8 protein-coding genes are annotated in these 16183 nt (G+C 63.9%); 3 read left to right on the top strand and 5 right to left on the bottom strand.

Features of this window, described 5'->3' with window-relative positions:
- Positions 1-90 precede the first annotated feature (90 nt).
- Positions 91-456, bottom strand: coding sequence for a DUF4440 domain-containing protein (locus GTQ41_RS09830; RefSeq protein ID WP_047291482.1), 366 nt, complete (start codon positions 454-456; stop codon positions 91-93).
- 98 nt (positions 457-554) lie between these two features.
- Complete coding sequence (locus GTQ41_RS09825) at positions 555-11075, bottom strand: autotransporter-associated beta strand repeat-containing protein (protein WP_047291480.1); 10521 nt, start codon at positions 11073-11075, stop codon at positions 555-557.
- 442 nt (positions 11076-11517) lie between these two features.
- Here GTQ41_RS09825 and GTQ41_RS09820 point away from each other — a divergent pair, with 442 nt between their 5' ends.
- Together GTQ41_RS09820 and GTQ41_RS09815 are read left to right on the top strand one after the other, a co-directional pair.
- Positions 11518-12486: a nucleoside-specific channel-forming protein Tsx gene (locus GTQ41_RS09820; protein ID WP_047291478.1), complete on the top strand. Its 969-nt coding sequence runs from the start codon at positions 11518-11520 to the stop codon at positions 12484-12486.
- Positions 12487-12501: 15 nt separating this feature from the next.
- Entirely contained in the window at positions 12502-13524 is a 1023-nt protein-coding gene (locus GTQ41_RS09815) for a purine nucleoside permease (RefSeq protein ID WP_047291475.1), read from the top strand.
- Between the two features lie 126 nt (positions 13525-13650).
- Here GTQ41_RS09815 and GTQ41_RS09810 read toward each other — a convergent pair whose 3' ends face one another.
- The 3 genes from GTQ41_RS09810 to GTQ41_RS09800 all read right to left on the bottom strand — a co-directional run bounded on the left by GTQ41_RS09810 (position 13651) and on the right by GTQ41_RS09800 (position 15777).
- On the bottom strand, positions 13651-14607 hold the full coding sequence (locus tag GTQ41_RS09810; RefSeq protein ID WP_217325490.1) for a zinc-binding alcohol dehydrogenase family protein: 957 nt from the start codon (positions 14605-14607) through the stop codon (positions 13651-13653).
- A 31-nt stretch (positions 14608-14638) separates the two neighbouring features.
- The gene (locus tag GTQ41_RS09805) at positions 14639-14812 is read right to left on the bottom strand and encodes a DUF1427 family protein (RefSeq protein ID WP_073471384.1); all 174 of its coding nucleotides are present in this window, start codon (positions 14810-14812) and stop codon (positions 14639-14641) included.
- 197 nt (positions 14813-15009) lie between these two features.
- A complete protein-coding gene (locus tag GTQ41_RS09800; RefSeq protein WP_047291473.1) occupies positions 15010-15777 on the bottom strand; it encodes a helix-turn-helix domain-containing protein in 768 nt (255 codons plus the stop codon).
- A gap of 145 nt (positions 15778-15922) precedes the next feature.
- Here GTQ41_RS09800 and GTQ41_RS09795 point away from each other — a divergent pair, with 145 nt between their 5' ends.
- Complete coding sequence (locus GTQ41_RS09795; protein ID WP_003223528.1) at positions 15923-16150, top strand: DUF6555 family protein; 228 nt, start codon at positions 15923-15925, stop codon at positions 16148-16150.
- Positions 16151-16183: the final 33 nt, after the last annotated feature.

Below are 16183 nucleotides of genomic sequence, written 5' to 3'. Positions count from 1 at the left end.
GGATCGCTGTCATCCACAAATCCTGTGTTCACTGAAGATCCGTGTGGGAGCGAGCTTGCTCGCGAAAGCTATCGACGGGTCTCCACGGTTTCACGGCCGGGCACAAAAGGTGCCCTGATGAAAAACCATCTGCCACTGCTCCCCCTGCCGCCGCCACACCGAACTGCGCAGACTGTCCGCCGGCACCCGCTGGCCGCCAGCGACGGTATGGCAGTGATATGTCACCAGCGCCGAATCTTCCGACAATTGCTTGAGCGTGAACTGACTGACGTTACGTTGTGCGAAAGCTTGCTGCGGCAGCGCTTCCAGCACATCAAATTTGTTCCAGATGCCGCCGCTGGCGCCGAATTCGACAAAGTCGTCCGCGATCAATCTCGCCAGTTCTGCGGCATCCTCGCGCACGGCGCGCGACAGCAGGCGGTTTTCCAGATGTAACAAATGCTTCGACAGATCCATCTCGTTCCTACCTCAATGCAGAAATCACTCGCCACAAAGACTTTCGATTGTGCAAAAAAAACCGCCCTTTCGGGCGGCTAAAGTACTTCGACCATGATTCAGAAGCTTTGACTGAAGCTGATGTTGAACGCGCTGTCGTTGTTGTCGCTCGACACCTGGCCCGAGTAGCCGATGCCCAGCTTGCCGGTCGGGGTGACCTGGAAGTCGATGCCGGCTTCAAGCAATGCGCTGTCCTTGGCAATCGGCACGCCCTGGGTGCTGAACGAGGCGCCGCCGTCGATGAAGGTCAGGTCGGCGTCAGGTTTGGTGTCGCCGTAGGCGTGCCGCCAGCCGATGGCTGCGCGTGGCGTCAGTTGACTGCCGTTGGCCAGGGTCACCAACTTGCCGATGCGCACGCCGAGGGTCGAGTAAGTGATGTCCTGATCGGCGTCGGCCTTCAGGCGCCCCACTCCGCCTTTTTCCTTGGCGGTATCGCTGTCGTAATTGACGTAGGCCAGACCCGCAAACGGTTCGATGGCAACACCGGCGGCGTTGATCGCGTAACCCACTTCACCGAACACCTGCGCACTGCGCGCGTCGTAATCGGCCTTCAGGCGATCCTTGTAGCTGCCGACGCTGACGTCGCGTTTGGTCTCGATGCTGTGCCAGCTGTAAGCCGCGCCGAGGCGCACCGCCAGTGCATCGAATTGCGAGTTCAGATAACCGGCCAAGTGGTAGCTGTCGACCTTGGCGTCCGAGTTGCGATCATGCGCGTTGAGGTTGCTGCGGGTGTAGCCGGCCGCCATCCCGGCACGCCAGTTGTCATCCAGCGCCTTGTCGGTACCGAGCATGAAACCGCCGAGGTTGCGATCGACTTTGGCTGTGTTGCTGTCGCCGCCCATGTCGCCCCAGGCACCGATGGCCCGGATCCAGCCGACCATTTCACCGTGGCAACCGTTGCTGCTCAGTTGCGTGTCGCTCGGTGCCAGGGTACGACGCGGATCATCCGCAGCGCTGCACGATGGCTGGCGCATGCGGTCGTTGACCGCCTCGCGAATGAAGCGCGAGTCTTCAAGCATGGCGCTGGCGGTGCTGGCGTGGATTTCCCCGGAGAGGCTGTCGAACGCATTGCGCGCACCGGCCACGCTGAGGTTGACGATCTGGTTCTGCAACGCTGCGCCAGCCGCACCGTTATTGGAGAGCGCCGTGGCGGTGCCGCGCTGGTTGCCCGTGGCGGCGACGTCGGCGAACGAGTTGCCGTTGCGGCTGACGGCCAGGGTGACCGAATCGGCGCCGTAGACCAGCGAGCTGTCGAGGAACGCGTACTGCGGCAGATCGGCTGCACTGAAAGTGCCAGTCACGCCGCCACCGGCGGTGATCAGCGAGTAAGTGGTATTGCCGGTGAATGGCGCGAGGCTGTTGACCACCAGACCGCCGCCCAATGCCGCCGTACCGCCCACCGCCAACGGTGTTGCGGTTGGCGAGCTGACCGTCAGCGCCAGCACACCATCACTGCTGTTGGTCAGGTTGCCGGCCACGCTCAAGGTGCCGTCAGCACCACCGGAAGCCACCACACCGTGGTTGACCACCGAACCGACGCTGCCATTACCGCTCAGGCCTGCGCCGTTGGCGACCGTGACTTGTGCGCCCAACGAAGCCCGGGCCGCACGGCTGCCGACTTGCAGCACGCCCTGATCAACCGAGACGGTGCCACTGAACGGCTGATTGCCGGTCAGCAGCAACGTGCCGGCGCCGCGTTTGGCCATCGCCCCGAGTCCGCTGAGGAAGCCGTTGAACTGGCCATTGGCATTCTGCTGGAACACCAGTGTGGCGTTGTCGGTGATGTTGCCTTGCAGGCTCGTGGTGTTACCGATCAGCGTACCGCCACTGACGGTTGTGCCACCGCTATAGGTGTTGGCGCCACTGAGCACCAGCGTGCCGGAGTCAAGTTTCTCGATCCCCCCCGTCCCCACCAGCGGTACGGAAATTTCCGCACTCGCCCCGGCATTGACCCGCACCGGCGCCAGACTGCCGTCGGCACCGTTGACCGGCGTCAGCGTGCCGCCAGCCCCTGGAACCAGGCTGTAACCCCCGGTGAGGAACTGCAGACCGGTGAAGTTCTGATTGCCCTGCACAGTGACAGTACCGGCCTGGCCACCAAACACCGCGAACTGACCATTGGCCGCCAGTGCCTGCGTGCCGCTCGGATCGGTCCAGTTGGTGCCCGGGCCCCACACGCCACTGCCGCCACCGATGCTGCCGTCAGGGTTGGTGGTGCCGCCGTTCCAGAACTGCACTTCACCCGGCGTGCCCTGCACCAGCAGGTTGACCTGATTGGCGATCGCGGTTTGCAGAGTCAGGTTGGCCGCCGACACCGGCAGGCTGCCGTAGACCAGACCGTTGTCGGTCAGGCTGCCACCGTAGCGAAACAGTTGATAGACCCCAGTGCCGAAGCCGCCGGCGTTGCTGATATTCAGCGTACCGTCGAGGGTCAGGTTGCCGGCGACGTTGACCACCGTGGTCGAACTGGCCGCCGAGCCGAGGCTGAAGTCCAGGTTGGTCCCCGAGGACAGCGCCAGCGCACCGACCGACAACGGCGTGGCCGAGCCGCCACCGCTCAGCGTTGCACCGCTGGCCAGTTGCACGTTGCCACCCAGTTGCCCGCTGCCGCCGATTTGCGCACCGCTGGCGACGTTGACGTTGGCGCTGTTGAGCACGCCGTTGACGATCAGATTGCCGGCCTGCACCGAGGTGTTGCCGGTAAAGGTATTGTTGCCGGTCAGGAGCAACTGGCCGGTACCGGTTTTGTTCAGCGTACCGCTGCCGGTGAGGTTGCCGGTGTAGCTGCCGTCGGCGTTCTGTTCGAAAGTCAGCGCCGCGTTGTTGACGATGGCGCCTTGCAGGCTGCTGGTGTCGCCAGTGGTCGTGCCAGCGTTCAGCGTGGTGCCGCCGCTGTAGGTGTTGGCGCCGCTGAGCAGGAGATCACCGCTGCCGTTTTTCACCAGACTGCCGGTGCCTGTAATCGCCCCGATCAGCGCGGTGTTCTGGGTGCCGGCCAAGGTCAGTTGCGCACCAAGGTTGACGGCATTGGCCAGTTGCAGCGCCGAGCTGCTGTCGAGGCTGCCGTTGCCGGTCACGCTCAATGCACCGCTGCTGATTGCGCTGTTGTTGCCCAGCACCAGCGTACCGCCAGCGAGCTGAGTGCCGCCGCTGTAAGTGTTGCTGCCGTTGAGGGTCAGGCTCGAAGCGCCGGACTTGATCAGGTTGCCCGCCCCACTGACTACACCGTCGAGGGTCAAGGCGTTGCTGCCAGCGACGCTCAGGCCACCGTTCACCACCACATCGTTGCCCAGCGTGACGACCGCGTTGCTGTCCAGTGCGGTGCCGTCAGCGGCAGTCAAGACGCCAGTGCCCAGCGCCGTGTTATTACCGACGACAATCTTGCCGCCGTTGAGCGCGGTGCCACCGGTGTAGCCGTTGGCGGCATTGAGCACCAGCGTACCGCTGTCATATTTGCCGAGGGTGCCGCTGCCGTTGAGCGCGACGCCAAGGGTCGCGGTGGCGTTCGGATCGACTCGCACGGTGGCGTTACCCAGCGAACCGTTGACCAGGTTCAGCGCACCGGCCGTGCCGTTCTGCAGGTTGTAGCCATCAGTGACGAACTGCAGGCCGGTGATGGTTTGTGCGCCGTTGACGGTGACCGTGCCGGCTGTGCCCTGGAACACCGCGAAGCTGTTGGTCCAGGCCTGATTGGTGGTGCCGTTGACGTCGGTCCAGTTGGTGGTGCCGGTGCCCCAAGTGCCGCTGCCGCCATCGACCGAACCGTTGGCGACGAGTTGGTTGCCGTCCCAGAACTGCACGGTGACGCCCGGTGCGGTGACCAGCAGATTGATCTGGTTGGCCAGCGCGGTTTGCAGGGTCAGATCCCCCGGGGTGACGCTGCCCGGCACCGTGCCGATCAACATGCCGTTGTCGGTCAGGCCGCCGGTGTAGTTGATCAACCGGTACACGCCGCTGCCAAAACCGCCGATGTCGCTGACGTTGAGGGTGCCGTCGAGGGTCAGGTTGCCACCGACGTTGACCAGCGCATTGCCGCCACCGGAAACCGGCACACCGAGGCCGACATCGAAGTTGGAATTGGCGTTGAACACCAGCGAGTTTACCGACAGGGTGCTGCCGGTGGCGCCGGCCAGATGACCGCCATCGGCCACGGTCACGGCACCGGTCAGTGAGCCGCCGCCAGTCAGGGTGCCGCCGCTGCTGACCAGCACGCTGGCGCTGTCCAGCGAGCCGCTGACGTTCAAGGTGCCGGCGTTGACCGTGGTGTTGCCGGTCAGGCTGTTGAGGCCGGCCAGGGTCAGCGTGCCGGTACCGAGTTTGCTCAATTCGCCAGTGCCGGTGAGTACACCGGCGAAAAGGCTGCTGGCGTTGCTGCCGCCGATGCTCAAGGTGTTGCCGCCGCCGATCAGTGCGGTGCCGCTGCCGGTCAGGCTGGCGAGGCTACCGGAGCCGCCGAGATTCAGCGTCGCCGCAGCGCCGAGATTGACCCCGGCGTTGCTGCCCAGTGCCGAGTTGCCCAGCGTGGTCAGGCTGCCGGACTGCACATCAAAGGTGCCGCTGAAGGTGTTGTTGCCGGTCAGCGTCAGGTCGGCCAGGCCATTCTTGGTCAGGGTGCCCGCCCCGGCAATCACACCACCGAGGGTCAGGTTGTTGTTGCCGGCCACGCTCAGGTTGGCATTGACGTTGACGTTGTTCGCCAGCACCAGCGGCGCGGTGGTGTCGAGGGTCGACGCACCCGCCACGGTGACCGCGCCGGAGCCCAGGCCCGCCGAGGTGCCCAGGGTCACGGTGCCGGCGTTCAGCGTGGTGCCGCCGCTGTAAGTGTTAATACCGTTGAGGGTCAGGTTGGACGCGCCGTTCTTGATCAGACCGCCGGTACCGCTGACCACGCCGCTGAGGGCCACGTCGCTGTTGCCGGTGTTGGTCAGATTGGCGTTGAGCACCACGTTGTTGCCCAGCGACACCGAGGTGTTGCTGTCCAGCGCCGAGGCACCGGCCACGGTCAGGTTGCCCAGACCGAGGGCGCCGTTGCTGCCGGTGGTCAGGGTGCCGGCGTTGAGGGTGACGCCACCGAGGAAGTTGTTGGCCCCGCTCAGGATCAGGTTGGCCGCGCCGTTCTTGGTCAGGCTGCCGGCGCCGTTGATCGCGCCGCTCAGCGTCAGATCGTTGCTGCCGACGATGCCGAGGTTGCCCGCCAGGTTGATCGCGTTACCTGCCGTGAAGGCGCCGCTGGCATCCAGGGTGGTGCCGTTCGCCGCGTTCAGGGTCGCCGAGCCCAGCGCGCTGTTCGACGCCAGAATCAGACCGCCCGCATTCAGCGCCACCGGCCCGAGGAAAGCGTTGTTGCCACCGAGGGTCAGGCTGGCCGAACCGTTCTTGATCAAGCCGCCGGTGCCGGAAATGACACCGTTGAGGGTCAGGGCATTACTGCCCAGCAGGGTGAGATTGCCATTGAGCGTGGCCGCGTTGGCCAGGGTCACGGCGGTGTTGCTGTCGAGTTGCGTGCCGGCATTGGCAATTAACGCGCCGCTGCCCAGGGCGGTGTTGCTGCCGACCACCAGGGTGCCGCCGTCCAGTTGCGTGCCGCCGGTGTAGCTGTTGGCGCCGTTGAGTACCAGGGTGCCGGCATCGAGTTTGTTGAGGATGCCGCTGCCGTTGATGTTCACGCCGACCGTGGCGGTCACGCCCGGGTCGACCCGCACCGCCGTGGTGCCACCGCTGCCATTGACGGCGGTCAACAGGCCCGACGCGCCGTTGATCACGTTGTAGCCATCGGTGAGGAATTGCATCCCGGTGAACAGTTGCGTGCCGTTGACCGACACTGTACCGGCCGTGCCCTGGAACACCGCAAAGTCGCCGGCCCAGGTCTGGTTTAGCGTACCGTTGGAATTGGTCCAGTTGGTGCCGCCGGCAGTCCATGTGCCGGTGCCGCCGTCCACATTACCGTTCGGGATGGTCTGGCTGCCGTCCCAGAAGCGCAGGTTGGTGTTAGGCGCCGACACCACCAGATTCACCTGATTGCCAAGGGTCTGCACAAGGATGTCGCCGAGGCCGTAACCCACCGGTACACCGGCCACGGTCAGGCCGTTGTCGGTCAGTGCGCCGACGTAGTTGAACAGGCGATAGACACCGACGCCGAAGCCGCCGGCATCGGTGACGTTGAGGTTACCGTCGAGGGTCAGGTTGCCGCCGACGTTCATCAGCGAAGTGGTCGATGGCGTGGCGAGGTTCGCATCGATATTGCTGTTGGCGGCCAGCACCAGTGACGCGGCAGACAGGGTGGTACCCGAGGACAACGCCAGGTGGCCGCCGTTGTTGATGTTGAGAGTGCCGAGCAGCGAACCGCTGCCGGTTACGCTCGCGCCGGTATTGACATTGACCTGGGTACTGGCCAGCGACCCGCTGAGGTTCAGGGTGCCGCCGTCGACGGCGGTGTTACCAACAATGCCGTTGATCCCGGTCAGGTTCAGGGTGCCGGTGCCGACCTTGGTCAGGCCGCCGTTGCCACTGAGGTCGCCGTCGAAGGTGCTGGTGCTGCTGACGCCGCCCACAGTCAATGTGTTGCCGCCGGCGATCTGCACGCTACCGCTGCCGCTCAAGCCGTCGAGGCTGGCGTCGCTGCCGAGGTTGAGGCTGGCGCCGGCGCTGATAGTCGCGCCGGAGGTGTTGCCCAGGGCTCCGCTACTCAGGGTGGTGACGCTGCCGGCGGCAATGTTCAGCGCGCCGGTGAAGGTGTTGGTGCCGCTGAGAGCCAGGTCATCCAGGCCGGTTTTGGTCAGGCTGCCCGCACCGTCGATCACACCGCTGAGGGTCAGCCCGTTGTTGCCGGCCAGGGTCAGCCCGGCATCGAGGGTGATGTTGTTGCCGAGGGTGAAAGCGCTGCTGTTGTCCAGCGTCGCGGCGCCACCGACGGTCAGGGTGCCACTGCCCAAGGCGCCGGGCGCACCGACGGTGAGGGTGCCGGCATTGAGGGTGCTGCCGCCGCTGTAGGTGTTGGTGCCGTTGACGGTCAGGTTGGCCGCGCCGTTCTTGATCAACTGGCCGGCGCCGCTGATCACGCCGCCGAGGGTCAGGTTCTGCGTTCCGCCCACGCTCAACGCCGCATTCAGCACGACCGCGTTGGCCAGGCTGACCAGCGGCGAACTGCTGTCGAGGGTTGCCGCACCGCCAACGGTCAAGACACCGGTGCCGAGAGCCGAGCTATTGCCGACGGTCACCGTACCGGCATTCAGTGTGGTGCCACCGACGTAGCTGTTGGTGCCGTTGAGGCTCAGATTGGCCGCGCCGTTTTTCACCAGGCTGCCGGCTCCGGCGACAGTTCCGGTGAGGGTCAGGTCTGCGCTGCCACCCACGCTCATCGCACCGGCCAGATTGACCTGATTGCCCAGCGTAACGGCAGTGTTGGTATCCAGCGTGGTGCCCGCCGCGGCGTTCAATGCGCCGCTGCCCAGCGCGGTATTGCTGCCGACAATCAGCTTTCCGACGTTGAGTGCGGTGTTGCCGAAGTAGGTGTTGGCGCCGTTGAGAATCAGGTCGGCGGGGCCGCTTTTGGTCAACCCACCGACGCCGGAAACCACGCCCGCGAGGGTCAGCGCGTTGCTGCCGCCGACGGTCACGTTGCCGCCGAGGTTGACGTTGTTGGTCAGGCTGGTCGCGGTGCTGGCGTCCAGCGTGGTGTTGTTGCCAGCGTTGAGCACGCCGGTGCCGAGGGCAGTGTTAGAGCCGACGACCAGTGTCCCGGCGTTCAGCGACGTAGAGCCGGTGTAGGTGTTGTTGCCGGTGAGGGTCAGGGTCGAAGAGCCAGTCTTGATCAGATTGCTGCCGCCGCTGATCACGCCACCGAGGGTCAGCGGGTTGGCGCCGCCGGCAGTCAGGTTGGCGTTCAGGGCAATCGCGTTGTTCAGCGTCACGTTGGTGCTGCTGTTGAGCGTTGCGCCCGCACCGCCCACGGTAAGCGTGCCGGTGCCGAGTGCCGCGCCGTTGCCGACGGTCAGACTGCCGGCGTTGAGCGCGGTGCCACCGGTGAAGGTGTTGGCGCCGTTGAGGGTCAGGTTGGCGGTGCCGTTCTTGATCAACTGGCTGGCGCCACTGATCACGCCACCGAGGGTCAGCGCGTTGCTGCCGCCGATCCCCAGATTGTTGTTGAGAATGACGTTGTTGTTCAGCGTCACCGCTGTATTGCTGTCGAGAGTCGCAGCGCCGCCGACGGTGATATCGCCGCTGCCGAGCGCAGCATTGGCACCCGCGGTGATGGTGCCTGCGTTCAACGCAACAGCACCGAGGAAAGTATTGGCGCCGTTGAGAATCAGGTTGGCCGCGCCGTTCTTGGTCAGCCCGCCGCTGCCGCTGACCACACCACCGAGGGTCAGGTTGGCGTTGCCGGCAATGTTCAGGTTACCGCCAAGGGCGACCGCATTGCTCAGCGCCACGGTGGTGCTGGCGTCGAGGGTAGTGCCCGCCGCCGTGGTCAGTGCGCCGGTGCCGAGCGCGGTGTTGCTGCCGACGATCAGCGTACCGGCATTGAGCGCCGTGCCGCCGGAGAAGGTGTTGTTGCCGCTGAGGGTCAGGTTCGCAGTGCCGTCCTTGATCAGGTTGCCGGCGCCGCTGATGACGCCACTCAAGCCAAGCGCCTGAGTGCCACCGATGGTCAGCCCGCCCGCCAGCGCCACAGCGTTGGCCAGCGTCACCGCCGTGGTTGCATCCAGTGTTGTGCCGGCCGCAGCGTTCAATGCGCCTGTGCCGAGGGCAGTGTTGCTGCCGACGAACAAGGTGCCGCCGTTGAGCGCGGTGGTGCCGCTGTTGGTGTTGTTGCCGGCCAAAGTCAGACTAGCAGTGCCGCTCTTGGTGATCGCACCAGTGCCGGAGACGATGCCGCCCAGGGTCAGCGCATTGCTGCCGAGCACGTTCAGCGCACCGGTGATGCCGACGTTGTTGCCCAGGGTCACGTTGCCGGTGCTGTCGAGGCTGGTGCCGTTGCTGGTGTTGAGCACCCCGGTACCCAGTGCGTTGTTGTTGCCGACGCGCAAGGTCCCGGCACTGAGACTGGTGATCCCGGTGTAGGTGTTGCTGCCGTTGAGGGTCAGGCTGCCGCTGCCGGTTTTGGTGAGGTTGGCGGCGCCGCTGATCACCCCGCCCAGGGTCAGCGCACCGGTGCCGGTTGCGGTCAGGGTGCTGTTGAGCGTGATCGCGTTCGCCAGCGAAATGGGCGTCGTTGCCGAGATACTCGAAGAGCCGCCAACCGTGATGCCACCGGTACTGAACGACTGGTTGTTGCCCACCAGCACCACGCCGCCATTGAGCACGGTGTTGCCGGTGTAAGTGTTGATGCCGTTGAGATTGAGCTGGCCGCTGCCGATCTTGGTCAGGCCGCCCGTGCCGGAAATCACACCGTTGAGGGTCGTGCCGTTGATGCCCTGCAGGGTCAGGCCGCCGGCGCCCAGGTTGATCTGGTTGGCCAGCGTCAAACCGGCATTGCTGGCCTGCAGAATCCCGCCGTTGGACGTCAGCACGCCACTGCCGAACGCCGCGTTGTCGTTGAACTGCGCGACACCGCCATTAAGCGTGGTCGCACCGCTGACCAACGGCCCTTGCAAGGTCCAGGTGCCGCTGTTGAGGGTCAGGTTGTTGAAGTTGACGTAGGTCGCGCTGGACGCCGTGCCGGTCCCGGTGGTGCCACCGCCGAGGCCGATCGGGTTTTGCAGGATCAGCGTGTTGGTGCCGGCCGCGCCGCCATCGATCGTCCCGGTCGGGGCGAAGGTCAGGTTGATGCCGATCAGGCCCCCGAGGCCGACGGAGACTTGCACACCGTCGCCGACGTTAACGCTGGAACCGGTGATCGCGTAGAAGGTGTTGGTGCTGCCCGCCCCCATCGACACACCGCCGGTGATGTTGCCGGCGTTGGTGAAGGTGTTGCCCGCAACCGACGTCTCGAACGCAATCCGACCGTTGATGGTGCCGCTGGCGCTGTTGGTCATGTTGACTTGCGAACCGCCATACACCCCGACCACCGGGGTATCGGCCAGGGTGATGCCGCCGACCGACAGCCCGGTGGAAGTGATGGTGCCGTCGTTGGTGATGGTCGTGGTGCCCGACACCGAGTTGTTCACGCCAATCCCCAGCCCGTCGATGCTGGTCAGGTTGAGCCCGAGCAGCATGCCGGTACCGCGAATGATCCCGGTGGCGTTGTTGACGATGCTCACCGTGCTGGTCGCGCCGGTACCGATGAACGCACCGCCACTGAGGATCGACACCAGGCCCAGCAAGGCCGGGTCGAGGGTGCCGGAGTTGTTCAGGTTGATGTTGGCCCCGGTCAGGTTGATGACCTTGCCACCCAGGGTCGCGTTCATCTGCGCCCCGGAGTTGACGTTGACCGTCAAGCCGCTGGTGGCGCTGCTGTAGTCATTGAGAAACAGCGGCAGCGTCGGGACGCCCGAACAGGTAATCGTCGAACCTGCCGCCGAGCACGTCGCGAGCGCCTGCTCGCTGACCCCACCGAACAAAAGTCCGGCAACGCTCAGGTGCACGGCAAGGGAAAGAGGGGAAAAACGCGAAACGAGGGCGACACCAAACCTTGCTTCCACGGGCTACTCCTTGTCGTGGCCAAATTCTTCCTTGAAGGCGTGCACGTCGGGCTTATTCCACACGCGAATCAAGACTGCGACGGTCATCACAAAACCGCGTCATGGCTGACAAGCTAGTAGACGCCCCGCAATGGGGCACTGATTAAATGGTGTTAATACTTTAATACTAGGGCCGTCTAAACCGCGGGTTTCGGCCCCTAAACACAGGACTTTGCCTAAACGACATCCCCCTGTAGGAGCTGCGGCACGCTGCGATCTTTTGATCTTGATCGTTAAAAACAAAATCAAAAGATCGCAGCGTGCCGCAGCTCCTACAGGGGCGAACGGTGCGACTTGGTACGTGTTGTGCAAACGTTTGCGACCTGCCTATATCGGCTTTTTCGTAACAAAACCGTACAGACCCGCAGAACCCGGGCCTTGATCCGCAAAAAAAGGACTTTGAATGCACGCTGCTTCCCTTCTTCGCGCCCCGTTTGCGCGCACGTTTGCTGTTTCCCTGCTACTGACCGGCGTTACCGGAGTTCTCAGCCACAGCGCATTGGCGCAACCGGCACAACAGGCGCTGCCCGACGAATCGGCCCAGGGCGAAGCCCTCAGCCCGGAAGCTGCCCCGGCGAAAAAAGGCGCGTATCTGTCGGACTGGTACAACCAGGACCTGACGTTGATCGGCAGCAAGGACATCAGCTTCGGCCCGCAACCGGCCGATGACATCTATCTGGAATACGAGTACTTCGGGCGCAAGGGGCCGTTCGAGCTGTACGGCTACATCGACATTCCGAAGATTTTCAACATCGGCAACAGCCACGACAAAGGCGTGTGGGACCATGGCTCACCGGTGTTCATGGAGCACGAGCCGCGCATCTCCATCGACTACCTCGCCGGCCGCAGCCTGGCCATCGGCCCGTTCAAGGAATGGTACGTGGCGTTCGACTGGATCTACGATCACGGCAGCCGTAAAGAGAACCGCGCCAACACCCTGTACAGCGGCTTCGGCACCGACATCGACACCCATTCGCGGGTCAACCTGTCGGCCAACCTGTACGGGCGCTACCAGTGGGAAAACTACGGTGCGAGCAATGAGTATTCGTGGGACGGCTACCGCGCGCAGCTCAAATACATCGTGCCCATCGACAAGTTCAGCAACGGCGCGTCGCTGACCTACATCGGTTTCACCAACTTCGACTTCGGCTCCGACATCCACAAGGACAACCCGGCGCGCACCGCCAACGCCACGGTGGCGACCAACGTGCTGCTGTACTCGTTCACCCACTTGCGTTTCACCCTGGTCGGCCGTTATTTCCACAACGGCGGCAACTGGGAGGATGGCAGCGAGCTGAACTTCGGCGACGGCAATTTCCGCGCGCGTTCCAACGGTTGGGGTTACTACGCCGGCATCGGCTACCAGTTCTGAATTCAGGAGATTTTCATGCAAGCAATGACGCGTCTGACTTTGGCCGCTGCGGCCCTGCTCTCTTCCACGGCGTGGGCGGCGCAAGCGCCGATCCAGCCGAAAGTGGTGCTGATCACCATGTTCGCCCCCGAGGCGCAGCACTGGATCGAGCGCCTCGATCTGCAACAGGAAATCCGCGTGCCGGGCCTGTCCGCCGAGTACCCGACCGTGCGCTGCAACGCACAACAGGTGTGCCTGCTGACCACCGGCATGGGTCAGACCAACGCCGCTGCTTCAACCCTGGCACTGGCCCTGTCGCCGAAATTCGACCTGCGCAAAAGCTGGTTCCTGATTGCCGGGATCGCCGGCATCAGCCCGAAACACGGGACCCTCGGCACCGCCGCGTGGGCGCATTACCTGGTGGAGTTCGGTACGCAATGGGAGCTGGATTCGCGCGATGCGCCGGCGAGCTGGCCGACCGGCTACCTGGGCATCAACACCAAGGGACCGAACGAAAAACCACCGCTGGACTACAAGACCGAAGTCTTCGAACTCAACCCGAAATTGCAGGCCAAGGCCTTCGCCCTGAGCCACAAGGTCGAACTGAGCGAGAGCAAGGAATCGGCGGCGTGGCGCCGGAAATACCCGTCAGCCCCGGCCAACCAGCCGCCAGTGGTTACGCGCTGCGACACGCTGGCAGGCAACACCTGGTTTTCCGGTACGCGCCTGAGCGAACGCGCGGAGGTCTGGACCCAATTGCTGACCGACAACAAGGGTGAGTACTGCACCACGCAACAGGAAGACAACTCCACTTACGAAGCCCTGTTGCGCGCCAGTCGCGAAGGCCTGGTGGATGTGCAGCGTCTGGCCGTGGTGCGTGCTGGCTCCGACTTCGACCGCCCGGCGCCGGGCGGCAGTGAAGTGGACAATCTGCTGAAGTACGCCGATCAGGGCGGGTTCGTGCCGGCGCTGGAAAACCTCTATCGCGCGGGTAATCCGCTGGTGCAGGACATTCTGAAAAACTGGTCGGCGTGGGAAAACGGCGTTCCACAATCCTGAGCACAAAACGAGCCCTGTGGGAGCTAGCTTGCCAGCGATGGCGCCAGTTCAGTCAATATCTTGATCGACTGTTCTACCGCTATCGCTGGCAAGCCAGCTCCCACAGGTTATGCGGTGTCTGGAAGATCAGGGGATGAGGATGACCTTGTCCCCACTCCCATGATTCACCTCTGCATAGCTCTGCACTCCCTGCGCCAGAGGCACTTCCACCCACGCCTGCGGCAACGGCAACAGTCCCTCATCGAAGAACCGCCCGAACTGCTCGAGCATCGCCGCACAGGCTTGCACGCCGTACAGCAGCGAGTTGATCCCGACCACCGAACCGCCCTTGCGGTACAACGCCAGCGCTGGCAATTGCACATGGCCGTCGACCGGCGCGGCGATGATCGCGATGCGGCCGAACGCTGCCAATGCCGCCACCGAGGCCGGCAGCCAGAAACCGGTGGTGTCGAAGATTACGTCAGCGCCGCCGCTGTACACCGCGTTGACCTGCGCGCCGAGGTCTTCGGGCTTATCCAGCTGAATCGTCGGATAGCCCTGCGCCTGCAACGCCTTGACCTGCTCCGGCCGCCGCGCAGCCGCGAGGATCTGCGCGCCGCGCACCTTGGCCAATGCCAACGCCGCGGTCGCCACCGCACCACCGCCGATCACCAGCAAACGGGTTTCAGCGCTCACCAGGCTGCGCTCCAGTGCATCCCAAGCGGTGGTGTAAGGCACGCCGAGGCTGGCTGCCTGAGCGAAGCTCAAGTGCGACGGTTTATGCGCCACGCCGTTGGCCGGCAATTTGACGAATTGCGCGTGCGAACCATCGGCAAAAAAGCCCAACTCGCGCCCGGTGCCCCAGACTTCCTGACCGAGCAACGCCTGCGGGCCTTCGACCACGACACCGGCGAAATCGCGCCCGGGAATCCGCGGCAACGTGGTGTAGGGAAAACGCCCGAGCACGTTCTTCACATCGCTGGGGTTCAGGCCGGCGGCCTTGATCTCGACCAGCACGTCATCAGCGCCGGGCATTGGGGTCGGTACGTCGACGAAACGCAGGGAGGACAGATCGCCGGTTTTATCAAATTGCAGTGCTTTCATGAGGACATCCACCAAGGGGAAAAAAAGACATTCAGGACAACCAACCGGCGACCAGTTGCCGGCCCAGCGGCCACAGCTGCTCACCCGCGAGCATGCCCAGCAGCCCCACCAGCGCGATGGCCGGTGGCGCCGGGGAACGAAAATCCAGCGCGCCATAGAGCAGGCCGACGCCCAGACCGATGGCCAGCGAAATCAGGTAGTTCATGGAAAACTCCGCCGCGTGAAAGGAATGGGCAGAGTCTAGGGAAGGATCGGCAGAGGTGTCGGCCAAGGACTTCTGAATTTCGGCCAAAAGACCGACATCCCCCTGTAGGAGCTGCCGCAGGCTGCGATCTTTTGATCTTGTTTTCAAAATCAAAGTCAAAAGATCGCAGCCTGCGGCAGCTCCTACAGGGATCGGGTTCAGGCCGTGGAGAATTGCGAAGGCGCCACACCCAGTTCACGCCGGAACATGTCACTGAAACTGCTCGGCGAATACCCCAGCTCCCGAGCGATCGCATTCACCGGCACGCCCTGAATCAACTCGGCCACCGCCGTCGCCAGTTGCACCTGCCGCCGCCATTCGGCGAAGCCCATGCCAAGGCTGTCCTTGAACAACCGCGCCAGCGTGCGCACGCTGGCCCCGGCGTTTTCCGCGTGCTGCTCGAACGGAATGTCCAGCGACGGCGCCGCCATCACCGCCTGACACAGGTTCATCAGGCGCCGGTCGGAATCGTCGGGCAGCGGGATCTTCAATGCCGAGCGCCGGGCACGCTTGAGCTCCAGCAGCGCCAGCCCGACCAGGGCGTCGTAATAAGCCGGCTCGCCGCTGTCACCCTGCGCCACCAAACCGACGATCAACTCGCGCAACAAACCACCGACCTCGATCACCTGCACGGTCGCATCCAGCGTCGCCGCCAGCGCCGGGCGCAGGTAGATGTTGCGCATCTGCAAGTCCGAGACCACGCGAATTCCGTGCGGCACTCCGGGCGGCAACCACACCGCGCGCTGCGGCGGCACCACCAGCGCCTCATGCGGGGTCTCGACCCACATCACCCCGCTCATCGCATACAGCAACTGCCCCCAGACATGCTCATGCGGCTCAATAAACAAACCACGCGGATAGGTACGCGCCAGCGGTTGCACCGGCACATCGGTATCCGTCAGATCGGGGGGTGCGGCGAGGGCCATGGCGAGTATTCATTGGGGTTGCCGAAAGGCGCATGGCAACCAGTCGGTCACAGCGTCGCCAACGATAGATACCGTCGGACAATCCGAGTGAATTTTCCCGACGCGCCGCGATCCTTCTAATACCACAGGGAGGAATACGGGCTTTATGAACAACGCAAAACTGTTTGTCATCGATTACACCCTTCACGGCACGCCCAAATCGTTCATTATCCGCTCGGACAAAATGGACAACGCCGAGGCGTGGCACTGGGCAAGCTGTGATGCCGGCGTGGGTCGCATCCCGCGTTTCGGCCGGGAAAAAGTGCAAAAGACCAGCAAACCGATGGCGGAGAAATTCGGCGTGGAAAACGTCACATGGCGACCGGCGAGCTAGACTCTCGCCAGGCAATGGGGACTCTTCGGGGGC

The organism is Pseudomonas sp. AN-B15 (genome assembly GCF_019056475.1).
GTDB lineage: Bacteria > Pseudomonadota > Gammaproteobacteria > Pseudomonadales > Pseudomonadaceae > Aquipseudomonas > Aquipseudomonas parakoreensis.
The sequence above is the reverse complement of the archived record's forward strand: the minus strand, read 5'-3'. Positions and strand labels throughout refer to the sequence as shown.

What these genes read in the sequence shown, in the direction of transcription:
- GTQ41_RS09820 (WP_047291478.1), top strand. Translation starts at nt 11,518, where the DNA reads ATGCACGCTGCTTCCCTTCTTCGCGCCCCGTTTGCGCGCACGTTTGCT.
- GTQ41_RS09815 (WP_047291475.1), top strand. Translation starts at nt 12,502, where the DNA reads ATGCAAGCAATGACGCGTCTGACTTTGGCCGCTGCGGCCCTGCTCTCT.
- GTQ41_RS09795 (WP_003223528.1), top strand. Translation starts at nt 15,923, where the DNA reads ATGAACAACGCAAAACTGTTTGTCATCGATTACACCCTTCACGGCACG.
- GTQ41_RS09830 (WP_047291482.1), bottom strand. Translation starts at nt 456, where the DNA reads ATGGATCTGTCGAAGCATTTGTTACATCTGGAAAACCGCCTGCTGTCG.
- GTQ41_RS09810 (WP_217325490.1), bottom strand. Translation starts at nt 14,607, where the DNA reads ATGAAAGCACTGCAATTTGATAAAACCGGCGATCTGTCCTCCCTGCGT.
- GTQ41_RS09800 (WP_047291473.1), bottom strand. Translation starts at nt 15,777, where the DNA reads ATGGCCCTCGCCGCACCCCCCGATCTGACGGATACCGATGTGCCGGTG.
- GTQ41_RS09805 (WP_073471384.1), bottom strand. Translation starts at nt 14,812, where the DNA reads ATGAACTACCTGATTTCGCTGGCCATCGGTCTGGGCGTCGGCCTGCTC.